23 protein-coding genes and 3 tRNA genes are annotated in these 22,815 nt (G+C 63.2%); 7 read left to right on the plus strand and 19 right to left on the minus strand.

Translation table 11 applies throughout. The features are described from left to right. Positions 1-15: 15 nt before the first annotated feature. Positions 16-885, minus strand: coding sequence for a DMT family transporter (locus tag C793_RS0110325; protein ID WP_017430870.1), 870 nt, complete (start codon positions 883-885; stop codon positions 16-18). A gap of 113 nt (positions 886-998) precedes the next feature. On the opposite strand from C793_RS0110325, the gene C793_RS0110330 reads away from it, so the two are divergent. From C793_RS0110330 to ettA, 3 genes are all read left to right on the plus strand, one after another. Continuing rightward, positions 999-2,312, plus strand: coding sequence for an MFS transporter (locus tag C793_RS0110330; protein WP_017430871.1), 1,314 nt, complete (start codon positions 999-1,001; stop codon positions 2,310-2,312). 71 nt (positions 2,313-2,383) lie between these two features. Next, positions 2,384-2,818, plus strand: coding sequence for a PAS domain S-box protein (locus C793_RS0110335; RefSeq protein WP_026106233.1), 435 nt, complete (start codon positions 2,384-2,386; stop codon positions 2,816-2,818). Positions 2,819-3,037: 219 nt separating this feature from the next. Then, positions 3,038-4,699 (plus strand): energy-dependent translational throttle protein EttA, encoded by a 1,662-nt coding sequence (ettA, locus tag C793_RS0110340; RefSeq protein ID WP_017430873.1) that lies wholly within the window; start codon positions 3,038-3,040, stop codon positions 4,697-4,699. Between the two features lie 87 nt (positions 4,700-4,786). On the opposite strand, the gene C793_RS0110345 is transcribed toward ettA, so the two are convergent. From C793_RS0110345 to purD, 3 genes are all read right to left on the minus strand, one after another. Then, entirely contained in the window at positions 4,787-5,128 is a 342-nt protein-coding gene (locus tag C793_RS0110345) for a histidine triad nucleotide-binding protein (protein ID WP_026106234.1), read from the minus strand. Between the two features lie 149 nt (positions 5,129-5,277). Continuing rightward, a complete protein-coding gene (locus C793_RS0110350) occupies positions 5,278-6,150 on the minus strand; it encodes a phosphoribulokinase (RefSeq protein WP_017430875.1) in 873 nt (290 codons plus the stop codon). Continuing rightward, positions 6,150-7,469 (minus strand): phosphoribosylamine--glycine ligase, encoded by a 1,320-nt coding sequence (gene purD / locus C793_RS0110355; RefSeq protein WP_017430876.1) that lies wholly within the window; start codon positions 7,467-7,469, stop codon positions 6,150-6,152. Before purD ends, C793_RS0110350 begins: the two co-directional genes overlap by 1 nt. A 142-nt stretch (positions 7,470-7,611) precedes the next feature. Here purD and C793_RS0110360 point away from each other — a divergent pair, with 142 nt between their 5' ends. After that, positions 7,612-8,325, plus strand: a complete 714-nt coding sequence (locus tag C793_RS0110360; protein WP_017430877.1) for a 16S rRNA (uracil(1498)-N(3))-methyltransferase — start codon at positions 7,612-7,614, stop codon at positions 8,323-8,325. A gap of 20 nt (positions 8,326-8,345) precedes the next feature. Here C793_RS0110360 and rloA3 read toward each other — a convergent pair whose 3' ends face one another. The 13 genes from rloA3 to rnr all read right to left on the minus strand — a co-directional run bounded on the left by rloA3 (position 8,346) and on the right by rnr (position 20,594). Continuing rightward, positions 8,346-8,924, minus strand: a complete 579-nt coding sequence (rloA3, locus tag C793_RS13865) for a retropepsin-like aspartic peptidase RloA3 (RefSeq protein WP_051038367.1) — start codon at positions 8,922-8,924, stop codon at positions 8,346-8,348. After that, entirely contained in the window at positions 8,921-10,213 is a 1,293-nt protein-coding gene (locus C793_RS0110370; protein WP_017430879.1) for a lytic murein transglycosylase, read from the minus strand. The genes rloA3 and C793_RS0110370 overlap by 4 nt, the downstream gene beginning before the upstream one ends. A 78-nt stretch (positions 10,214-10,291) precedes the next feature. Beyond that, positions 10,292-11,683: a DASH family cryptochrome gene (locus C793_RS13870; RefSeq protein ID WP_017430880.1), complete on the minus strand. Its 1,392-nt coding sequence runs from the start codon at positions 11,681-11,683 to the stop codon at positions 10,292-10,294. Continuing rightward, a complete protein-coding gene (locus C793_RS14355) occupies positions 11,680-11,844 on the minus strand; it encodes a DUF2256 domain-containing protein (protein WP_083871935.1) in 165 nt (54 codons plus the stop codon). Before C793_RS14355 ends, C793_RS13870 begins: the two co-directional genes overlap by 4 nt. A gap of 118 nt (positions 11,845-11,962) precedes the next feature. Then, positions 11,963-13,036 (minus strand): ferrochelatase, encoded by a 1,074-nt coding sequence (gene hemH / locus C793_RS0110380; protein WP_017430881.1) that lies wholly within the window; start codon positions 13,034-13,036, stop codon positions 11,963-11,965. A 110-nt stretch (positions 13,037-13,146) separates the two neighbouring features. Continuing rightward, complete coding sequence (locus C793_RS0110385; RefSeq protein ID WP_026106235.1) at positions 13,147-13,440, minus strand: hypothetical protein; 294 nt, start codon at positions 13,438-13,440, stop codon at positions 13,147-13,149. A gap of 196 nt (positions 13,441-13,636) precedes the next feature. After that, positions 13,637-15,022 (minus strand): replicative DNA helicase, encoded by a 1,386-nt coding sequence (gene dnaB, locus C793_RS0110390; RefSeq protein ID WP_017430883.1) that lies wholly within the window; start codon positions 15,020-15,022, stop codon positions 13,637-13,639. A gap of 275 nt (positions 15,023-15,297) precedes the next feature. After that, positions 15,298-15,744: a 50S ribosomal protein L9 gene (gene rplI / locus C793_RS0110395; protein ID WP_017430884.1), complete on the minus strand. Its 447-nt coding sequence runs from the start codon at positions 15,742-15,744 to the stop codon at positions 15,298-15,300. A gap of 28 nt (positions 15,745-15,772) precedes the next feature. Next, positions 15,773-16,624 carry a hypothetical protein gene (locus tag C793_RS0110400; RefSeq protein WP_017430885.1) on the minus strand — a complete coding sequence of 284 codons (852 nt, stop codon included), beginning with the start codon at positions 16,622-16,624 and terminating at the stop codon, positions 15,773-15,775. 12 nt (positions 16,625-16,636) lie between these two features. After that, positions 16,637-16,864: a 30S ribosomal protein S18 gene (rpsR, locus tag C793_RS0110405; protein WP_017430886.1), complete on the minus strand. Its 228-nt coding sequence runs from the start codon at positions 16,862-16,864 to the stop codon at positions 16,637-16,639. Positions 16,865-16,923: 59 nt separating this feature from the next. After that, positions 16,924-17,307 (minus strand): 30S ribosomal protein S6, encoded by a 384-nt coding sequence (gene rpsF, locus C793_RS0110410; RefSeq protein ID WP_017430887.1) that lies wholly within the window; start codon positions 17,305-17,307, stop codon positions 16,924-16,926. 180 nt (positions 17,308-17,487) lie between these two features. Continuing rightward, positions 17,488-18,270 (minus strand): 23S rRNA (guanosine(2251)-2'-O)-methyltransferase RlmB, encoded by a 783-nt coding sequence (rlmB, locus tag C793_RS0110415; RefSeq protein ID WP_026106236.1) that lies wholly within the window; start codon positions 18,268-18,270, stop codon positions 17,488-17,490. A 5-nt stretch (positions 18,271-18,275) separates the two neighbouring features. Further along, positions 18,276-20,594, minus strand: a complete 2,319-nt coding sequence (gene rnr / locus C793_RS13875) for a ribonuclease R (RefSeq protein WP_017430889.1) — start codon at positions 20,592-20,594, stop codon at positions 18,276-18,278. 357 nt (positions 20,595-20,951) lie between these two features. Between rnr and C793_RS0110425 the strand changes: the two genes are divergently transcribed. From C793_RS0110425 to C793_RS0110440, 3 genes are all read left to right on the plus strand, one after another. Next, a tRNA-Leu gene (locus C793_RS0110425) sits at positions 20,952-21,038 on the plus strand. A 176-nt stretch (positions 21,039-21,214) separates the two neighbouring features. Beyond that, a tRNA-Leu gene (locus tag C793_RS0110435) sits at positions 21,215-21,301 on the plus strand. Between the two features lie 33 nt (positions 21,302-21,334). Further along, positions 21,335-21,421: transfer RNA gene (locus C793_RS0110440), tRNA-Leu, on the plus strand. 143 nt (positions 21,422-21,564) lie between these two features. Here C793_RS0110440 and C793_RS0110445 read toward each other — a convergent pair. Next, complete coding sequence (locus tag C793_RS0110445; protein WP_017430890.1) at positions 21,565-22,422, minus strand: DNA/RNA non-specific endonuclease; 858 nt, start codon at positions 22,420-22,422, stop codon at positions 21,565-21,567. Positions 22,423-22,485: 63 nt separating this feature from the next. Continuing rightward, complete coding sequence (locus C793_RS0110450) at positions 22,486-22,761, minus strand: Lrp/AsnC family transcriptional regulator (RefSeq protein WP_017430891.1); 276 nt, start codon at positions 22,759-22,761, stop codon at positions 22,486-22,488. Positions 22,762-22,815 lie beyond the last annotated feature (54 nt).

Here is a 22,815-nt window from a genome sequence, read left to right on the forward strand (position 1 = left end):
CAAACGCGAGCCGCGTCACGCCTTCTGGCGCTGTTGCAGCAGCAAGCCGCCGAGAATCAGCGCCAGCCCCACCAGCGTGGAAGCCCGAATCGGCTCGCCGACCACCCCATAAAGCAGCAGCAGCGACACCGGCGGCGACAGGAAAATCAGGTTGGAGACTTTGGCCGTGCGCGAGACCTTGTGCATGGCCAGCTGCCAGAGGATAAACGCCACGCCCATTTCAAACAGGCCCACGTAAACCCCGGCCGACAACGCCCGCCAGCCGTGCCATTCAAAGCCCGGACCGGCGAGCATCAGCGCGGTAAGCACCGGCAGGCCCACGCTGAAGTTCTGCCACTGGCCCACCAGCGGCTCGCGCGCATCCCGGGTATTCAACAGCCAGTACAGCGCCCACAGCAGCGTGGAGGCCAGCGCGAACGCCACGCCCAGCGGGTCGGCGAAAGCGACATCCAGCACCGCGCCGCGCGTGGCGATCACCCAGACCCCGGCGTAGGCGATCAGCCCGGCGACCACGTCCATGCGGGTGAGCCGCTGGCCCAGAATCGGCACCGCCAGAAACGCCATGGCCAGCGCCCAGGTATAGTTCAGCGCCATGGCTTCCTGGCCCGGCAGGCGGTCGTAGGCGGCAAACAGCACCAGATAGTAGGCGAGCGGGTTCATCAACCCCGCCCACAGCGCCGTGCGCCAGCCGCGCGACAGCGCCCGGCCGAGCTGGCCGCGCTTGACCACCAGCGCGCCCATCAGCGCCCAGGAAACCAGCGCGGCGTACCAGATCAGCGCCAGCGGCGTCATGTAGCCCAGCGCCACCTTGAACGCGGTCGCCACGGTCGACCAGAGCGCCACCGCGCCCAGGCCGTAAAGCATTGCCTGACGGTCTTGCGCCATACGCCCAACCCCTTTCTCTACTGATCTCGACGGAAAACGTGACATTGCGCCATGAGCGGGTACAGTTGGCCCCTGCAAAAGTTGGTCCGCAGCATAACAGCCTGGGAGTTTTCATGGCCGATCCCGACATTTCCCAGTCACGCCTGTACGAATGGCTGACCGGTGACGAAGACAGCCGCATGTGCGACGACATTCCCGACGGCGCCTGCAGCGATCAACCCGCCAACTTCATGCGCCACCTCTGGGCGGCGCTGGGCAACAAGCTGGCCGACGAACTTTCCAGCGCCCGGCTGGTGCTGCCCTGGCTGTTGGGCGTCATCGGCGCACCGGTGTGGATGGTAGGCCTTTTGGTTCCCATCCGCGAGGCCGGGGCGCTGCTGCCCCAGCTGTTTATCGCCGGCTTCATCCGTTTACAGCCGCAGCGCAAGTGGGTCTGGGTCGCCGGCGGCGCGTTCCAGGCGGTTTCCGCCCTGGGCCTGGCGGGTCTGGCACTGGCGGGACAGGGGAGCCCTGGCGGTGCGCTGGTGCTGGCGGCTCTGGTGGCGCTGTCACTCGCTCGCGGTCTGTCCTCGATTGCCACCAAGGATGTCATGGGCAAAACCATCGCCAAAAAGCGCCGCGGCACGCTGATGGGCTATAGCGGCAGCGTGGCCGGCGGTGTCACCCTGGCCGCCGGCGGCGTGCTGATGCTGTTTGACGACCGCCCCGGCGAACTGGCGCTGGCAGTGCTGCTCGGCGTTGCTGCCCTGGGCTGGGCGCTGAATGCGCTGTGCGCCGCACGGATTGTCGAGCAGCCCGGCGCCGTGGACGGCGGCGAAAACGCCTGGGACAGTCTCAAGCTGGGCCTGTCGCTACTCCGGGAAGACCGCACCTTTCTGCATTTCAATCTATCGCGGACGCTGCTGCTGTCGAGCGCGCTGGCGCTGCCGTACATCGCCCTGCTGGGCCAGCAGCAAAGTGGCGCCGAACTCGGCGGGCTGGGGCTTTTAGTGGTGATTTCCGGCGTCGCCGGCATGATCGCCAGCCCCGTCTGGGGCAAGCGCGCCGACGCTTCCAGCCGCAAGGTGATGTGTACCGCCGCGCTGGGTACGCTGATCTGCTGCCTGCTGGGCGCCGGTCTTGTCCGGCTGCCCGGCGACTGGTCGACGCAGGCCCTGCCCTATGCGCTGGTATACGGGCTGTTGGTGATTGTGCATCATGGCGTGCGCATCGGGCGCAAAACCTATGTGGTGGACATGGCCGGCCAGGACAGGCGCGCACTGTATGTCGCGCTTTCCAACACGTTGACCGGTGGTTTAATGTTGCTGTTTGGTAGCATACTCGGTGCCCTTGCCCAGTGGCTGGGCAGTGCCGCGCTGCTGGCGGCACTCGCCGCGGCGGCGCTGGCGGCCTTTTTCAGCGCCCGCGCACTGCCCGAAGTCGAGTAGCCGGCAGGGCTCCACGGCCCGGCACTGCTCGCCGGCAGAATACCCAGGACTGAAGCCATACAGGACTTTTCATGAAACGATCTCCCTTGATCAGCCCGGAGCTGCTTGAACGCATTGTCGACGCCTCGGAAGACGGCATTGTGGTTGCCGAACAGGAAGGCGATGAAAACATCCTGATCTACGTCAACAAGGGGTTTGAACGCCTGACCGGCTACAGCGCGGACGAAATTCTCTACCGCGACTGCCGCTTTTTGCAGGGCGACGACCGCGACCAGCAGGCACTGGGCGCCATTCGCCAGGCGCTCAAGGACGGCCTGCCTTCCCGCGAGGTGCTGCGCAACTATCGCAAGGACGGCAGCATGTTCTACAACGAGCTGTCGATTACCCCGGTTTTCGACGAAGGCGATAACCTGATGTATTACATCGGCGTACAGAAGGACGTCACCGAGCGCGTCGAAGCCCGGCAGGAACTGGACGCGCTCAAGCGCGCCCACGCCGAGGAATAGGAAAGACAGAGGGAAATAGAGGAAGGAAGAAAGCAAGGAAGAAGGGAAAAGAGCAAGAGGCGATTGCCGGCTGCGCTGGCCTTTGCCGCCATCCGGCACTATCATCGTGGCCCTGTCAGTCAATCCCCGACCGCGTGACCTGATCCGCCCCGGCGCCATCGCCCGGGTCATCCACGCGTCGGTGGCCACCGCTTTCGTTTACCAACCTATCGGATATTCATGGCGCAATACGTCTACACGATGAACAAGGTCGGCAAGATCGTGCCGCCCAAAAAGCAAATCCTCAAGGACATTTCGCTGTCGTTCTTCCCCGGTGCCAAGATCGGCGTGTTGGGCCTGAACGGCGCGGGCAAGTCGACGCTGCTGCGCATCATGGCCGGCGTCGATACCGAGTTTGAAGGCGAAGCCCGTCCGATGCCGGGCCTGAACGTGGGCTACCTGCCCCAGGAGCCCGAGCTCGACGACGACAAGAACGTTCGCGATACCGTGGAAGAGGCGCTGGGAGCGGTCAAGGAAGCCCAGGAAAAGCTCGAAGCAGTGTACATGGCCTACGCCGAGCCGGACGCCGATTTCGACGCCCTGGCCACCGAGCAGGCCGAGCTGGAAAACGTCATCGAAGCCGCCGACGCGCACAACATCGAGCGCAAGCTGGAAGTTGCCGCCGAGGCGCTGCGCCTGCCGCCCTGGGAAGCGGTTGTGGGCAATCTGTCCGGCGGTGAGCGCCGCCGCGTGGCGCTGTGCCGCCTGCTGCTCTCGGGCCCCGACATGCTGCTGCTCGACGAGCCCACCAACCACCTGGACGCCGAGTCCGTGGCCTGGCTGGAGCGCTTCCTGCACGACTACAGCGGCACCGTAGTGGCGATTACCCACGACCGCTACTTCCTTGACAACGTCGCCGGCTGGATTCTCGAGCTCGACCGCGGCGAAGGCATCCCCTTCGAAGGCAACTACTCCCAGTGGCTGGAGCAGAAGGAAGCCCGCCTGGCGCAGGAAGAAAAGCAGGAAGCCTCGCGCCAGAAGGCCATCAAGAAAGAGCTGGAATGGGTGCGCTCCAACGCCAAGGGCCGCCAGGCCAAGAGCAAGGCGCGCCTCAACCGCTTTGAAGAAATGCAGTCCGGCGAGTTCCAGAAGCGCAACGAAACCAACGAGATCTACATTCCGCCCGGTCCGCGTCTGGGCGACAAGGTCATCGAGTTTGACAACGTCGCCAAGCGCTTTGACGACAAGCTGCTGTACGAGGATCTGACCTTTTCCGTCCCGCCGGGCGCGATCGTCGGCATCGTCGGCGGCAACGGCGCGGGCAAGTCGACCATGTTCAAGCTGATCAACGGCGACGAACAGCCCGACGCCGGCGACGTCGTGCTGGGCGAAACCGTGGACATTGCCTACGTCGAGCAGCTGCGCGACGACATGGAAAACAAGCAGACCGTCTGGGAAGCGGTATCCGACGGCCAGGATATCCTCAGCATCAACGGCTACGAAGTGCCCTCGCGCGCCTATGTGGGCCGCTTCAACTTCAAGGGCAACGACCAGCAAAAGCGTCTCGACGAGCTCTCCGGCGGCGAACGCGGTCGCCTGCAGCTGGCGCAGACGCTCAAGCAGGGTGCCAACGTGCTGCTGCTTGACGAACCCTCCAACGACCTGGACATCGAGACGCTGCGCGCGCTGGAGGAAGCGCTGCTGGCCTTCCCCGGCTGCGCCCTGGTGATCTCTCACGACCGCTGGTTCCTCGACCGCATCGCCACGCATATTCTGGCGTTCGAAGGCGAATCGCACGTGGAATTCTTCGCCGGCAACTACACCGAGTACGAAGCCGACCACAAGAAGCGTGTGGGCAACGACACGCCCAAGCGGATGAAGTACAAGCGCATTGACGCCTGATAGCGTAGCGCACTGTACGCACCATCAAAAAAGGCGCCCAATGGCGCCTTTTTTGTTTTCTTCCCGGGTTTTCGTCCCGATGTTTTTTCAGCCCGCCGGCCAGCTGAATTCACGGCCGCCGAGCAGGTGCATGTGGATGTGGTAAACGGTCTGGCCGCCAGCCCGGTTGCAGTTCATCACCACGCGGTAGCCGTCTTCGGCAAAGCCGTTGTCCCGGGCCAGCTTTGCGGCCACGTACTGCAGGCGTCCCACGGTTTCCAGATCGCTGTCGTTGACATCGTTGAGCGTCGCGATGTGCTTTTTGGGGATAATCAGCACATGGGTGGGCGCCTGGGGGTTGATGTCATTGAACGCCAGCACATGCTCGTCTTCGTAAACGATATCGGCGGGCACTTCGCGCTGGACCATCCTGCAGAACAAACATTCCATCACTATCCCTCCTTGCAATCCTCGAAGGCGCGATCGAGACCGCGCGTTAAACCTCGACGTTAGCGTTTTTGAGCGGCGCACGCCATCCGGCGCTCGCCCTGTCTCCGGCAACCTGCCCGGACATCACGCTGCCACGACTCCAGCTCGGCTTACCCAAAACGCCGTTCGGCCAGCAGCTGACGCAGCAGCGGCCCGAGAATCAGCTCAAGCGCCAGCGCCAGCCGCGCGCCGGGTACGACCAGCGTATGCGGCCGGGTCATGAACGAGTCCTGTATCATCGCCAGCAGCCAGGGAAAATCGACCCGGGAATGCTCGCGAAAGCGAATCACCACGAAGGATTCACCGTCGGTGGGGACGTCCTGAACTTCAAACGGGTTGGAGGTATCCACCACGGGCACGCGATGCAGGTTGATGTGCGTGCGGGAAAACTGCGGCTGAATACAGCGTACGTAGTCGCCCATGCGCCCGAGGATGGTATCGATCACCGCTTCCTGGGAGTAGCCGCGCATGCGGGTGTCGCGATCGATTTTCTGGATCCATTCCAGGTTCATCGCCGGCGCCACGCCAATCAGCAGATCCACGTGGCGGGCAATGTCATGCTCCTCGCTCACCAGCCCGCCGTGCAGCCCTTCGTAGAACAGCAGATCGGTCCCCGCGGGCAGCGGCCGCCATTCGGTAAAGGTGCCCACCTGATAGCCGGCTTCGATCTTCTGCTTGTCCTCGGCATGAATATAGTGACGATAATGGCCGCTCCCCTGGTCGCCATACTCGCTGAACAGCTCTTCCAGCTGCCCCATGAGGTTGGCTTCGACGGCAAAGTGGGAAAGCGTTTCGTAACGCTCCGGCTCGGCGCAGTACATACGATGCAGATCATCGCGGGTATAGCGATGGAAAGCATCGCCGTCGACCATGGCAGCGTGAACGTCCTCACGCTGGAAGATGCGCTCAAAGCTGCGCCGCATGGTGGTGGTGCCGGCGCCGGAAGAGCCGGTCACGGCAATAATCGGATACTCGCGTGACATTAGCGTCCCTGAGCCCCGGCCGGTTCGGCCTCGGTGGATTCCCGCGCGATGGCGCGGTGGGCAATATCGCGACGATACGCCACGTCCTGCCAGTGAATGCTGTCCACACCCCGATAGGCGGCGGCGCTGGCGTCGCGCACGCTCTCGCCCAGAGCGGTAACGCAGAGTACGCGCCCGCCGGCGGTGGTGACATTGCCGGCCGCGTCGAGCGCGGTGCCGGCGTGAAAGACCTTGCTGCCGCCCTGGTCGGCGGCGTCGATGCCGGTAATTGCGTGGCCTTTTTCATAGCTGCCGGGATAGCCGCCGGCGGCCAGCACTACGCCGACCGCCGCACGGCTGTCCCAGCGGCATTCGCGGCCGGCCAGCTCGCCCCGGGCACCGGCCAGGCAGAGGTCGGCCAGGTCCGATTCCAAGCGCAGCATGATCGGCTGGGTTTCGGGATCGCCAAAGCGACAGTTGAATTCGATCACCCGCGGGTTGCCCTCGCGGTCGATCATCAGGCCGGCGTACAGGAAGCCGCTGTAGGGTCGACCATCGGCGGCCATGCCCCGCACGGTGGGGATAATCACCTGCTGCATGATGCGCGCATCCACGTCGGGCGTGACCACCGGCGCCGGAGAGTACGCGCCCATGCCGCCGGTGTTGGGCCCGGTATCGCCGTCGAAGGCGCGCTTGTGGTCCTGGCTGGTGGCCATGGGCACCACGTTGTCGCCATCGACCATGACGATAAAGCTGGCTTCTTCGCCCTGCAGAAATTCCTCGATCACTACCCGGGCGCCGGCTCCGCCAAAGGCGTCGTCCTCGAGCATATCGCGGATGGCCGCTTCGGCTTCGGCAATGCTTCCAGCCACAATCACGCCCTTGCCCGACGCCAAGCCGTCGGCCTTGATCACAATCGGCGCCCCTTTGGCGTGCAGGTACTCCAGCGCCGGGGCGACCTCGGTAAAGGTTTGGTAGTCGGCGGAAGGAATCGCGTGGCGGGCGAGAAAATCCTTGGCAAAGGACTTGGAACCTTCGAGTTCCGCGGCCGCCCGGTCGGGGCCAAAAATCGTCAGGCCAGCCGCCTGGAAGCGATCCACCACGCCCTCGACCAGCGGCGCCTCGGGGCCCACTACGGTAAGCGCTATCTGTTCCTGCTGCGCCAGCGTCACCAGGCCGTCGATATCCGTCGCAGCCACTTCCACATTGGCCAACCCCGGTTCGTTGGCCGTGCCCGCATTGCCGGGGGCGACAAGGACCTGCTCCACCTTTGCGGACTGCGCCAACTTCCACGCCAGCGCGTGCTCGCGGCCACCGCCGCCGATCATTAAAACCTTCATGCTGTTCCTTCCAACTCGAATGGGGTTGGCCGCTGCGGCATTCGCAGCGCGCGCTGCGTGGGGTATTATGCCACAGCCAGGCGCCCGGCCCGCATAGCCACGGCGGATTGGTCTCACCCTATCAGCCAGGTATCGGCCGCCCATGAATCTGTTACTTCTCAGCCCCGACGATATCACTGCCGACGGCAGCGCCACGATCAATGATCCGCGCCGATTGCGCCACCTGCACGACGTCCACCGCGCCGCTCCGGGCCAGACGCTGACCGTGGGCATTGCCGGCGCCGGGATGGGCAGGGCCGAGCTGACCCGGCTCGACCATGACAGCGCGCATTTTCATCCTGGCGCCCTGACCGAGGCGCCACCGCCGGCGCTGCCGGTGCACCTGGTGCTGGCGCTACCGCGCCCGCGCATGCTGGCGCGAACGCTGGAGCATGTCACTGCGCTGGGGGTCAAGGAGATCACACTGCTGCATACCCGCCGGGTGGAGAAAAGCTACTGGCAGTCGCCGGAACTGACCGCCGAGAAAATTCACGAGCACCTGGTATTGGGGCTCGAGCAGGCCCGGGACACAATCATGCCGCAGGTGACGCTACGCCGGGGCTTTCGCCCCTTTGTTGAAGATGTGCTGCCCGGCCTGCTGGCTCACCGGCAGGGGCTGGTCGCCCATCCGGGCATGGCCGAGGCCTGCCCGCGTGGTCTGACCCGGCCAACGCTGCTTGCGATAGGCCCCGAAGGCGGCTTTATCGACTGGGAAATCGAGCAGCTGCTCGCTGCGGGATGCCGGGGAATGCACCTGGGGCCGCGTATACTGCGGGTCGAAACCGCCGTGACCGCCCTGCTCTCGCGGCTTTTCTAGCCCGGACTCGCCAGCCGGGGTTATTCCGCGTCGTCTCCGGGCTCATGGGCAACGAAGTCGGCATCTTCGCCGCATTCGGCGTCGTGGGTAAACGTGCTGTCTACATTCAGATAGCCGAGATGGCGAATGGTGCGCCGTCCCAGTAGCGCCGGGTAAAGCATATCGCTACGGTCGCGCAGGCTGAACTGCTCTTCGTAAACGGTATCGCCGATGCACAGATTGAGCAGCACTACCGGCCGCTCATCCCGGCCACCCGCACCGCGCACGGCCAGGGTACGGAAAAGCGGACGTTCGACTTCCCGGGTAACGGTTTCGCCGCTGTCTTCATCTTGCAGCTCGAAGCGAAAGCGCACCCAGTCCTCACCGTCCTGTTCAAAAGGCTCAATATCCCGGGCATCCAGAGACGATGTTAACGCCCCGCTGTCGAGCTTGGCCTTGACCTTGATATCCCAGGGCTTGATGTCGGCCTTCTGTACCCAGCCAAAGGCTTCCGGCGAGTCGTCGGCTAACGCGACGCCGACGGTCAACAGGCAGCCGGTTATCAGACCGGCCACAACGCGCGTTGGTTGTAGAGTCCCGGGAAGTCGTGGAACGATCATGATGCGTCTCCCTGGCGATTCTCCAGCCGCTCAAGCAGCGCCTGGGTGGCAAAGCCGTCGGGCGTCAGCCCCTGACTGCGCTGAAACTGACGCAGCCCCTTGCGGGTGTTGGGCCCCATGATGCCGTCGGCCTGGCCCACGCCGTAGCCGGCCCGGCCGAGGAGCTGCTGGAGCCGAAACACGTCATCGCGGGACAGCGGCGCCTGCTCCCTGGGCCAGCTCTGGACAACCCCCTCGCGCCCGGCGATGGCGTCGCTCAGCTTGGCTACGGCCAGCGCATAGCTGGTGGCGTTGTTGTAGCGCAGGATGCTGCGGAAGTTGGGACCGGTCAAAAACGCCGGCCCTTCGGCGCCGGCAGGCACGATCACCTTGGCACCGGCAAAATCGGGGAGCTTTCCGTTGACCGCGCGAACGCCCCGCTCACGCCAGTCGGCCGTGCTGTTCTGCCCGGTCGCGGTATAGTCAAAATCGTCGGGAAGGCTTACCTCGGTGCCCCAGGGCTCGCCGGCCTGCCAGCCCGCCTCTGCCAGATAGTGGGCCGTGGAGGCCATGACGTCGGGAATGCTGCGCCAGATATCCCGCTGGCCATCACCGTCGCCGTCCACCGCATAGGCCAGAAAGCTGGAAGGGAGAAACTGGGTATGGCCCATGGCGCCGGCCCAGGAGCCCTGCATCCCGGCCGCTGAAATATCCCCGGCCTGGATAATTTTGAGCGCGGCCAGCAGTTCCTTGCGGGCAAAGTCGTCGCGGCGCCCGTCAAATCCCAGCGTGGCCAGCGCGTTCAGGGTGGAATAGTCGCCGAAGTGGCTGCCGTAATGACTCTCGATGCCCCAGATAGCGACGATGACCTCGGCCGGCACGCCGTAGCGCTGCTGCATTTGCCGGGCGGTATCGCGTTGGGCCTCGAGCTTTTCGCGGCCGGCGTTGATCCGGGTACTCGACACGGCGGTATCCAGATACTCCCAGATCGGGCGTACGAACTCCGGCTGGGAGCGGTCGTGCTCGATGATGTCGGCCCGATAGCTGACGTTACCCAGCACCCGGTCCAGGGTCCGCTGGCGAATGCCCTGCTGCGCTGCCTCGTAGCGAAAGTCGGCCAGCCAGGCGTTGAAGCCGGCCCTGCGCTGATCCGCTTCGGAGGACGCGGTAACCGACTCGGGGGCCTGGCTATCCACTTCGGTCATCAGCGAGGGGGCGGCGTGAACCGCGCCCGCCACCAACCCCAGCCCCAAAAGCGGTGCGGTAAAGCGGTGGATACGGGGTCGGCGTAAACGTAGGGGTAAAAACACGATGGCGCTCCTCAATGCTGACGAATCAGGCTGCTGATCATCCCCCACAAGGGCGAGCAACGCCACCCCCGATGTCGTTCAGTCGTACGGCTCGGCAAGAGGCCGGGCAAAATGTTCGGGGGCTTTTTGCCAGGGGCGGTGACGCTGATCGGCGGGCAGATCGACCAGCGCCGGGAGCCAGCGTGCCACGTAATGCCCTGCGGGATCGTAGCGGTCGGCCTGGCCGAGGACATTAAAGTAGCGATTGCGGCGCGGATCGCGGCCGGTGCCGCCCACATAGCGCCAGTTGCCCCAGTTGCTCGGCGCATCGAAGTCAATCAGGCAGTGCTCGAACCAGGCAGCGCCCAGCCGCCAGTCCACCTTTAGATCCTTGACCAGGTAGCTGGCGACGTTCTGCCGGGCACGGTTGGATAAAAAGCCGGTGGACGACAGCTCGATCATGGCCGCATCGATAAAGGGGATGCCGGTGCGACCTGCCCGCCAGGCGTTGAAGGCATCGTTGAGCGGCGGCAGGGCTCGACGACCAAAGAGCCCGGCACCGTCCAGCTCGGCGGCATGATGGAAATAGTCGCGCCACAGCAGTTCAAAAGTGATCCAGTAGCTCGACTCGCATTGCCCGTGGCTCGCTTCCCAGTCCTTGACGGCCTGATGGACCTGACGCGGGGACAGACAGCCGCGCGACAGCCAGGCGGAGAACCGGGTCGAAAAATCCGCGCCCGCCAGGCCGTTGCGGGTCTGTTTGTAATACGCCGGGCCGGCCTGTTCGCCAATGGCCTCGTGCGCCCAGAGATAATCCTGAAGCCGGGCATGGCCGGCCGCTTCACCGCCGCCGTAGTCGAATTCGCCGCGCGGGTCGGCCTGCCAGTTGGCGCTTTCCCGGCACAGATGCTGCAGCGGCGGAAAGCCTCGCGAGGCATCGTCCGGCCAGGGCGGGAGTGTTACCGGCGCGGCCAGCGGTGCGGGAATCTCGTTGTCCTTTTCCACGCGACGGCGAAAGGCGGAAAAACTGCCGGGCCACTCCTGCCAGGCAAACGGTAGCGAGCCGGCGTCGATGAGGGTGTTGTTATCGATAACATCGAGCTCTGTGCCCGCCGACAGCTGCGCGCGCAGGGCGTCAATGTCGGCGGCCTCGTCGGCACAGGGCGAATGGCTGACACGCACCCGACGCGGACGTAGCGCTTGGCACAGCGCCGCCATCTCATCGGCCGGCGAGCCGATTTTCACCAGCAAATCACTACCCAGGCGGAGTAACTGGCCGCGCAGCTCCATGACGCTTTGCCACAGAAAGCGGATACGCGCGGGTCCCAGCCGCATTCCCTCGTCGTCCGGATGCCAGGGGGCCAGCTTGCGTTCGTCCAGTACATACACCACCAGCATGGCTTCGGGCGGCGAGGCAAAATGCAGCAGCAGGTTATCCGCCACGCGCAGATCATCGTGGAGCCAGATGATATCGGTCAGGGGCTGGGTCATGGCGACATCTCCCGGTGTCGGCGTGCGGCGCGCGCCTGGCGGCGGCAGCGCTGGCTGCAGTAGCGCACCTCGTCCCAGCTACGCGCCCATTTCCGGCGCCAGCTGAACGGTCGCCGGCAACAGGCGCAGGTTTTGCTTGGCAGATCGGCTTTACGCTGCATGATTGGCTCGCCGCGTGAGTGTATCGCTACATCCTACACGCCGCGTACAACACTTGTACATCAGGGAGAAAAAACGCCGCAGGAAGCGGCGTTGGCAAGGCACTGGAGCAAGGCGGCGTTAACGCAGCCAGCCGCCCAGCTCGTTGTTGGCAATGTCGACCAGGGCGTCGATGTGATCGTCGCGGTCGTTGAGGCAGGGCACGTAGGTAAAGGTTTCGCCGCCGGCGTCCATAAAGCTGTCGCGAATTTCCTGCTCGATTTCTTCGAGGGTTTCCACGCAGTCCGAGGCGAATGCCGGGGAAATCACCGCAATATGCTTGTGCCCCTGTTTGGCCAGTTCGGCGACGTGCTCCACCGTTGCCGGCCCCACCCATTTTTCCGGGCCAAACTTGGACTGGAAGGTGGTATCGATATCGCCCTTTTCCCAGCCCAGCTGCTCACGTAGCAGGCGCGTGGTTTTCTGGCAGTGGCAATGGTAGGGGTCACCGTCGAGGAGGTAACGCTCGGGAACGCCGTGGTAGCTGGCAACCAGTTTGGTAGGCGGCGTTTCCAGCGGCTGATAGACATCGGTCACCGACGCCGCCAGCGCGCGCAGATAGCCGGGATGGTCAAAGTAGGCCGGCACCGTGCGGATCGACGGCTGCCATTTCATCTTCATCAGCGTACGAAAGGCCTGGTCATTGGCCGTGGCGGTGGTCGGCGAGCCGTACTGCGGGTAAAGCGGAAAGAACACGATGCGCTCGCAGCCCTTTTCCGCCATGCGGTTGAGCACGCTTTCCGTGGACGGATTGCCATAGCGCATGCAGAAGTCCACTTCCACGTTGTCGCCGTACAGATCCTTCATACGCTCGGAGAAGCGGTCGCGCTGCGCGCGGGTAATGGTCAGCAGCGGACTTTCATCGCGCTCGGTATTCCAGATGCTTTTGTAGGCCTGGCCGGACAGGAACGGCCGCCGGGTGAGAATAATCAGCTGTAGAATCGGCTGCCACTTCCAGCGGGCGTAATCCACCACGCGCTGGTCCGAAAGAAACTCTCCCAGATAGCGCCGCATGGACCAGTAGTCGGTATCATCCGGCGTGCCGAGGTTGGCGATCACCACGCCGACTTTCGCCGGGGCTATCGGCGGATGATCGGTATCGGCATGGGCCAGGCGTCCTTCGCCCGGCTGGTCTTTGGCGACGTTAGCGCTCATGGAATCTCCATAACAGGTGTTGTCATGGACACGATGATAGCACTTTTGGTCGGCCGGGCAGAAAAATTATACGCTTTCGCTACCCTGTATAATCACAGAACAACGTGAAGCTAGCGATATTCCGACGGATCAATGGCCTTGCCCAGCGAGTTGCGATCGACCCACCGGCCCGCGCGGGTTTCCTTGTAGCGCAGCACGACCCGGTCACCGACGGCCACAGGGAGCTCGGTGTCCTCGGTCTGGTAGCTGTACGCCTCGCCATCGACCGTCAGCGCGTAGCGATAGAGGTCGGGCATCCCCAGCCATTCCTTGAACGGCCCTTCACGCTCTACAGCCTGAAGCTCGCCCCGAGCCTCGAATTTGGGCGTTCGCGTGCGTTTTCCGCGACTGAAACCACCTGCCATCCTGTGTCCTCTTGCTGATGGGCATCCCATTACGGGATAGCCCGGCCTGGATCTGAAACATTCTTTGTGAAACGTGCTTTGTGAAACGTATCCTGTAAAAGCTGCATCGCAACGGCGCACCGACGCTCGCGGCGCCGTTGAAAGTCGCGCATTATACGTGCTCACCCGCGAGTCTCAAGCGCCCTGGCAATCCACGTCAGTCGCCAAAGGCCTCGCCATAGGTATCCGGTGCCAGATCTTCAAAACGCGTGTATTTGCCGATGAAGGCCATGTGCACCGTACCGATCGGGCCGTTACGCTGCTTGCCGATAATCAGCTCGGCCAGCCCCTGGTTGTCGGGGTTATCCGGGTTGTACACCTCATCGCGATACACAAAGGCGATAACGTCGGCATCCTGTTCGATGGCGCCGGATTCACGCAGGTCCGACATGACCGGACGTTTGTTGGGGCGCTGTTCCAGCGAGCGGTTAAGCTGCGAGAGCGCCACCACCGGGCAACCGAACTCCTTGGCCAGCCCCTTGAGCGAACGGGATATTTCCGAAATTTCCCCGGTGCGATTTTCGGAAAAGCCGGGAATCTGCATCAGCTGCAGGTAGTCGATCATGATCAGCGACATATTGCCCTGTTCGCGTACAACACGGCGGATACGCGACCGCATCTCGTTGGGCGACAGTGCGGCGGTGTCGTCGATGAACAGCTGCTTGTCCTTGAGCAGGTTGACCGCCGAGGTCAGCCGCGGCCAGTCTTCGTCTTCCAGCTGACCGGTGCGCACCCGGGTCTGGTCGATACGCCCCAGCGATGACAGCATCCGCAGCATCAGCGATTCGGCGGGCATCTCCATGGAAAACACCATCACCGGCCTGTCGTCGGAGATAACCGCGTGCTCGACCAGATTCATCGCCATGGCCGTTTTGCCCATTGAGGGACGGCCGGCGAGGATCACCAGATCGGACGGCTGAAGCCCGGTGGTCATGTCGTCAAGGTCACGAAATCCCGACGACAGCCCGGTCATCTCACCCTTGAGGTTGAACAGCTCGTCGATGCGGTCGACCGCCTTGGTCAGCAGATCGCTCATCCCCAGGGGGCCGCCGGTTTTGGGCCGCTCTTCGGAAATCTGGAATACCAGCCGCTCGGCTTCATTGAGCAGCTCGTCGGCGGGTCGCCCCTGGGAGGCAAAGGCGCCGTCCGCAATCTGGCCGGCCGCGCGGATCAGTTTTCTCAGGGTGGCGCGTTCGCGCACGATATCGGCGTAGGCGCGAATGTTGCTTGCCGACGGCGTATTCCGAGCCAACTCGGCCAGAAACCCGAGCCCGCCCACGGCTTCGAGCTGATCGCGCGCCTCCAGCGCTTCGGACAGCGTCACTACGTCAAGCGGCTGCCCTGCCTCCGCCAGGTGCATCATGACGTTGAACACCAGACGATGCTCGTAGCGATAGAAATCATCCGCCACGAGCCGGTCGGAGATATGATCCCAGGCCGGGTTGTCGAGCAGCAGCCCGCCCAGCACCGACTGCTCGGCTTCCAGAGAATGCGGCGGCAGCTTGAGCGCTTCCGTTTCCTGATCCACAGACGGCGCTGGCATGGAGGTCTCCTCGGCAGTTGGACGACAGCATTTGAACAGGGATGGTGAACACACCGAGCGTTCAGCACGTCGGGGTGGCGCGGCGGCATTGTGCATCGCCAGTTTATCAGGCGCTGCGATCTTCAAAAGCACCCGCGTCCCCGCTGCGAGACAAAAAAGAGCGCGGAGGATACCTATCCTCCGCGCTCTTTTACATCGCCAGGGGCTGCATTATATCGCCATGAACCACGGCGCAACACGCCACAGCCCCGTTATGGCAGCATCATCCGGCGGGCTTATTCACCCACAACGATGATACGCACCACGGCGTTGACTTCGGCGTGCAGATGCAGCTCGATGTCATATTCACCGGTCTGGCGCAGCGGTCCCTGCGGCATGCGAACTTCGCGCTTGGCTACGTCGATGCCGGCGGACGTGATCGCATCGGCCAGATCGCGCGGACCGATGGACCCGAACAGCTTGCCTTCATCACCAGACTTGGAGACCAGCGACAGCTCGATGTCGTTGAGCTGCTCGGCGCGAGCTTCAGCTTCGGCCTTGCGCTCGGCGGCCTGCTTTTCGAGCTCGGCGCGCTGCGCTTCAAACGCGGCGATGTTGTCCTTGGTAGCCGGTACGGCGTGGCCGTAGGGCACCAGGTAGTTACGACCGTAACCGGGCTTGACGGTGACCTTGTCACCCAGGCTACCCAGCTTGCCAATTTTGTCGAGCAGAATGACTTCCATCTCGTAAACCTCTCGTCAGTTGCTACTGTCAGTTGCTGCGGGCAAGGCGTGCGCGAACGTTGGCGAACGAATCAATCAGCCCTGACAGCAGCACAATGAGAATCATGGGCCAGGTGGTAATCAGCAGCAGATAAAATGCGCCGAGCCACAGCCCGTTCATCTCCCTTAATCCCAGAATACCGTGTACCAGCGCCACACCGGCAATCAGCAGCGGCACCCAGCCCAGCAGGACAAAGCCTTCCATGCCGACGAGCATGGTGGCCAACCCCAGAGCGGCGAGCACGGCCAGCTCCCGCGGGGCCAGACGCAGGGCATGGAACTCCTCGCGAAAGCCGCCGGGGTTATACAGGCCGGCCTGCCAGCTGCGGGCGATCGCCAGCGATATAACGGCGGCCAGCAGTACCACCAGCCCGGTAATGCCGTTAACGACCAGATGGGCCAGCGTTGTGGTGTCATACCCCTGCTGGCCGAAGTCGGTCAGCAGGCGGTCAAACTCCGCCGAGCTGTTGCGCATCTGCTCCAGCATGGCCTCGGTGCCCGCGGGCGGGCTGAAAATGCCCAGCTGGATCATGCCGGCACAGGCCAGCGTCCCCGCGATCAGGGCTTCGCCCCAACGCATGCGTTCGCGCAGGACAACGCCCATCAGCGTTACCAGCAAAACGCTTGCCAGGGGCACAACGTCGCCCTGGGTCCACCACCAGCCGGCCGGAATGGCCGCCGCGATGATGACCGGCAACGCCGCGGTAAAGCCCTTGCGCAGGGTGACCAAAGCGGCAATCGCCGCGCCGATCCAGAACAGCCAGGGCACCAGCGACGCCAGGGCCGCCGCGCCGATCGCCTGGGTCGGGCGCTGCATCAGCCAACGGGCAAAAGCCAGCATGACGCGGACGGCTTACTGGTGGCTATCGGTGTAGGGCAGCAGGGCCAGGTAGCGCGCGCGCTTGACAGCGCCGGCCAGCTGACGCTGGTAGCGTCCCTTGGTGCCGGTGATACGGCTGGGGACAATCTTGCCGGTTTCGGTGATATAGGCTTTCAGCGTATCCAGATCCTTGTAATCGATCTGCTTGACGCCTTCAGCGGTAAAGCGGCAGAACTTGCGGCGACGGAAAAAACGTGCCATGGAGTAGCTCCTTAATACGTACGGTCAGTGGGAGCCCTGGGGGCTCCGGCGAGTGTGTCTCAGGCAGACTCGGCGCGCGGTTTGTCGTTACGCGGCTTGTCGTCGCGGCGCTGACGCTTGTCTTCAACCGGCTTCATCATCGGCGAGGCTTCGGTTACCGCCTCCTTGCAGCGCAGCACGAGGCTGCGGATGATGGCGTCGTTGAAGCGGAAGATGTTTTCAATCTCCTCGAGCGTCGCGCTCTCACACTCAACGTTCATCAGCACGTAGTGGGCCTTGTGGATCTTGTTGATCGGGTAGGCCATGTGGCGGCGACCCCAATCCTCGAGGCGATGCACGGTACCGCCGTTGTCGGTGACGATGCCGGTGTAGCGCTCGACCATGGCCGGCACCTGCTCGCTCTGATCCGGATGGACCATGAACACGATTTCGTAATGACGCATGGAATCTCCTTGCGGTTTGGCAGCTTCCGCTGGGCACTCGGCCTCATGGAAGCAAGGAGTTGGGCTTGATGTTGTAAACCGGCCGCCGATTCGGGCTTCGTTTCCGGTTGGTCACGTCAAGCAAAACAAAAGCGCCCGCTTGCCATACAAGCGGGCGCACGCATTCTAGGGAATAGGCGTTTAACTTGCAAGTTGGCGCTGACGCAAGGCTTCAAACAGACAGATGCCGGTCGCCACGGAGACGTTCAGGCTCGACACCTGCCCCGCCATGGGCAGACAGGCCAGGTAGTCGCAGGCATTCCGGGTCAGGCGGCGCATGCCCTTGCCTTCGGCACCCATGATCAGCGCCGTGGGGCTGGTCAGGTCGACGTCGTATACGCTCTCGCGACTTTCACCGGCGGTGCCGGTAATCCATACCCCGGCATCCTTCAAGGCAGCCAGTGCACGCGCCAGATTGGTGACCTGGTAAACCGGAATCGTCTCGGCGGCGCCACAGGCGACCTTGCGCACGGTGGCGTTCAGCGGCGCCGCCTTGTCCTTCGCTACCAGCACGCCGTGAGCGCCGGCGGCTTCGGCGCTGCGCAGGCAGGCGCCGAAGTTGTGCACGTCGGTCACGCCATCGAGGACCAGCAGCAGCGGCGGCTCATCGGCGGACCATGCGTTGAGCCTGAGCATCAGCGACGCCTCGGACTCCGCCGTCAGCGGCGGGCAAAACGCCACAACACCCTGGTGGGCAGCCCCCCGGGTCAGCCGATCGAGCGTTTCGCGCGGCTGCGGCTTGACCCGAGCGCCCGCTTCGACGGCCTGGTCCACCAGCGCCTGCAACCGCTTGCCGGTGCCCTGCTGTACCCAGAGCTCCGACAGCGGCACGCCGCGTTGCAGCAGGCCTTCCAGAGCATGAACGCCGAAGACCGGCTCCAGCCCGTCGGGCGCGCGCGGGCCGCGACGTTTGGACGAAGCCACGGCGCTCACTCTTCAGCCTCTTCGGCATCCTTGCCGTTACCGCCGCTGCGCCGCTTGCGCGAAGGACGCTTCGGCCGCGGCGGGCGTTCATCGGCGAGCGTGAAGTCGATTTTACGGTCGTCCATATCGACCCTGGCCACCTGAATGGTCACCGCATCACCCAGGCGATAGGTGGTGCCGGTATGCTCGCCCTTGAGACGGTGCTGCTCGGCTTCGTAGTGATAGTAGTCCGACGGCAGCGAGCTGATGTGCAGCAGCCCTTCGACGAAAAACGCATCCAGACGCACGAAGAGGCCAAACTGAGTGACCGCTGCCACGCTGCCGTCAAACGTCTCGCCCAGCTTGTCGGACATGAATTCGCACTTGAGCCAGCTCTCGACATCCCGGGTGGCGTCGTCGGCGCGGCGCTCGGTCATGGAACAGTGCTCACCCAGCTCCAGCATCTGCTCAAAGGTGTAGGGGCACCACTGACTCGGCGGCTGCACCGGGGCTCCCTCGGCGCGCAGCACGGTATCGGTCTTGCGCGGACCGCGTATCACCGAGCGAATGGCCCGGTGGACAATCAGGTCGGGGTAGCGGCGAATCGGTGAGGTAAAGTGCGCATAGGCTTCATACGCCAAACCGAAGTGGCCCTCGTTCTGCGGTGAATACACCGCCTGGTTCATTGAACGCAGCATCACGGTCTGGATTACGTCGGCGTCCGGCCGGTCCTGAATGCTTTCGCGCAGCGCCCGGTAGTCACTGGGCGAAGGATCGTCACCGTTGGGCAGAGTCAGCCCCAGCTCGTTGAGGAACAGGCGCAGCTTTTCCAGCCGCTCGGCCGAGGGCTTTTCGTGGATGCGATAAAGCGCAGGCAGATCGTGGGTATCGAGAAAGCGGGCGGTCGCCACGTTGGCCGCCAGCATGCACTCCTCGATCATCTTGTGGGCGTCGTTGCGACTGCGCGGGACAATCTTTTCAATCTTGCGCTCGTCGTTGAAGACGATCGCCGTTTCGGTGGTATCAAACTCCAGCGCACCCCGCTCGCTGCGTGCCGCCTTGAGCACTTCGTAAAGGTCGTGCAGGTCTTCCAGCGGCTTGACCAGTGCGCTGTACTCGTCACGCAGCGCGGCTCCTTCCTCGCTTTCATGGTCGAGCATGGCGGCGACCTTGTTATACGTCAGCCGTGCGTGCGAGTTCATCACGGCTTCGTAGAAACGATAGTCGCTAATCTCGCCGGCGGACGACAGCGTCATTTCGCACGCCATGACCAGCCGGTCGACCTTCGGATTCAGCGAGCAAAGCCCGTTGGACAGCAGCTCGGGCAGCATCGGCACGACCTGGCCGGGGAAGTAAACCGAATTACCCCGCCGGCGGCCTTCGTCATCCAGCGGCGCGCCGGGACGCACGTAGTGCGACACGTCGGCAATCGCTACCAGCAGCTTCCAATCGCCGGCGTCGGTTTTCCACGCGCAAACGGCATCGTCAAAATCCTTGGCCGTTTCGTCGTCGATGGTCACCAGCGGCACATCGCGCAGGTCAATGCGGTTTTGCTTGTCTTCTTCCTGGACCTCGGCCGGAATCGAGGCGATCTGGTCGATCACCCCGGGGGGAAACTCAGCAGGAATCTCGTAGCTGCGGATGGCAATGTCGATTTCCATGCCGGGGTCCATGCGCTCGCCCAGCACCTCGGTCACTTCGCCCACCGGCTGCACCCGGGTTTCGGGCTGCTGGGTGATGTTGACCGATACCACCTGGCCATCCTGAGCGCCGGCACAGGCGCTATGCGGCACTATGACTTCCTGGGTGATACGCGGGTTTTCCGGAATCAGCACGCCGAACTCCGGCGTATTGCGCCGGTAAATGCCCACCATGGTGGGCGTATTGCGCGCCAGCACGTTGACGATGGTGGCCTCTTCACGCCCGCGCCGGTCGCGGCCGCTGACGCGCACCAGCACGTAGTCGCCGTGAAAAACGCGGCGCATCTGCCGGGGCTGAAGCACCAGGTCGGGCTTTTTACCGTCGTCACGCAGCAAAAAGCCGAAGCCTTCGCGGTGACCGATAATCTTGCCCTTGATCAGGTCGAGCTTGTCTATCAGCGCGTACGCGCCGCCCCGATTGCGCAGCACCTGGCCGTCGCGCTCCATGGCCGCCAGACGGCGGCGGACAGCTTCCTGGAGGTCCTCGTCCTCAAGGCCCAGCTCGGCGCTCATCCGCTGATGGGTCAGCGGCTTGCCAAAGGCTTCCAGCGCGGCCAGCAGATATTCGCGGCTGGGCGCCGGGTTGGAATACTTGTGCGCTTCGCGGCTGGCGTGAGCGTCATCACGTAACGTCCATTCATTCATGCGGATGGCATCCTTGAGGGCGTGCATGGAAAGCGGTGAGAACTGGCAGACGCGACGCGCTGCAAGCAACGAACCCCGACGCGCGGAGCGTGGGGACAATATAGTGTTTGTTGGGTCATGCGCGCAGTATAGCGTTGCGCGCGCCATCACCCAACCATCGGTTGATCGGATACCTGTCGGGCCCGGCTTACAGACGAGGCTTAGGGACCGATGGAGCCGGGCATGGTGACTGCAAGGTAGCGTCAGGGTTCAGCCGCTCGGTTTATCGCCTCGACCGCACAGCCTTGACCATACAAGCTGATCATACAAACAAAGGGGTTGCATTTTTCGCCCAGGCCGTTATTATACGCGCCACTTGCCCGGGTGGCGGAATTGGTAGACGCGCTAGCTTCAGGTGCTAGTGTCCGTATGGACGTGGAGGTTCAAGTCCTCTCCCGGGCACCAATTCCCGATTTCAACAGCGCTCAATCGGCTGCTGAAAGCAGGAATGGCCATAGGCCAAGGCAACAAACCAGTCAGGCGACGGGTTCAACCTCCTGTTCAATTCTCTGGTATAGCAACAGCTGCTTGATAATCGTAACAGCTACTTGATAAAGCAGCAGCATTAAACGCTCGTATTCGCCCGGGTGGCGGAATTGGTAGACGCGCTAGCTTCAGGTGCTAGTGTCCGTATGGACGTGGAGGTTCAAGTCCTCTCCCGGGCACCAAGCGAATACGATCGGCACGATACAATATGATGCGCCCGGGTGGCGGAATTGGTAGACGCGCTAGCTTCAGGTGCTAGTGTCCGTATGGACGTGGAGGTTCAAGTCCTCTCCCGGGCACCACTGCAACGGTGGTAGCCCACGCATCATCCGATCTCTCTTCAGCCCTTCTTCCCGCTTGACGCTATTTCCAACTGCCTTCTTTTCAACTGCCCCTCTTTCCGATTGGCCCTATTCCCGATAGATTCTCTCTTGTTAATGCTCTATTACTGAAAGCGACCCGGCTTGTTGGCCACATCGTCCAGCGCCCAGCCGCGCAGATCAACCTGCCCTTCCAGTTGTTGTGCCCTCTTGTCAGGCAGATCGGGGAAAAAATCCAGTCCGGTTTTGTCTTCCACCTCGTCGATGTTGACCAGGTAGTCATCCAGCGGCTCATCGCCTTCGACGTCCTGTGGCATGATGAAAGCCAGCGCTTTTGCGGGGCTGGCATCCGGCGCCACGATAATCTTGTAAAACGCCCGGGGAACTTCGACCAGCCCGACCCGGTTGAACACATTGTCCATGAAGTGCTCGGGGTATACCGGCCCGCTGATGACCTGCAGCCGCTCAAAGCGCGGAGCAAAATGATCCATGACCGCCTCTTCCAGGCGTTGCCAAAGTTGCCGATTCAGCGCAGGCGTCTGCGGCAGCATGTTGCTCATGAAAAACGTATCCACTTGCGCTTCGCGGCCGTGGACGGCAGCAATGGCATAGTTGGGCGCCAGGTGCCCGCGATCATAGCCGCTTTTGGCATAGCTGGAGGTCTTGACGGGCCATAGCGTACGCCAGTCCGACCGGAAGGACGGGCGCGAGCCGATATCGCTATCCTCCACGGCATTGAGCTGATAACTCACCCACAGCGACCCCACGCGCACGTCCGACCAGCCCACCAGGTACCCCGCGTTTCGGAATACGCGATGCAGACTTGTCAGCTTCAGGCTCTCCTGGCCGGGCACGCCCATCCATGTATATTCATCACGGTACTGACGCTCCTGAAACTGCCAGAGCCCGGTACCGGCAACCACAAACACGAGCGCGATGCCCAGGCGACGTCCGTGTCGTCGCCAGCGTAGTAGCCTGGCCAAGGTCAAGTCTCCTGTCAGCGAGTGGGACAACCGAGCCGCAAGCCGGCTCCGGCAGCGATACGGCTACCAGCCCAGTGAAAACATGCTTTCCAGATCATGGCGGGAATGCACCTGCATGGCGTTCAGCGTCTCGGTATCGCTCACGCCCTCAACGGCGTTGAGCCGCCCGGTCACCAGCTCGGCGAGGCTTTCAAAATCGCGGGTACGGGCAATCGCTACCAGGTCATAGCGGCCGCAGGTTGAGTAGACCTCGCTGATGCCGTCTACATCGGCCAGCCGCTCGGCAACGGGTTTCACCTGACCCTGTTGGGTATTGATCAAAATGACGGCGTTTTGCATGGCAACTCTCCCGAGCTTTTGCGGACCAGCACGCACCTGACGGCCCGTGCGTTC

The sequence above is a fragment of the Vreelandella jeotgali Hwa genome, assembly GCF_000334215.1.
GTDB lineage: Bacteria > Pseudomonadota > Gammaproteobacteria > Pseudomonadales > Halomonadaceae > Vreelandella > Vreelandella jeotgali.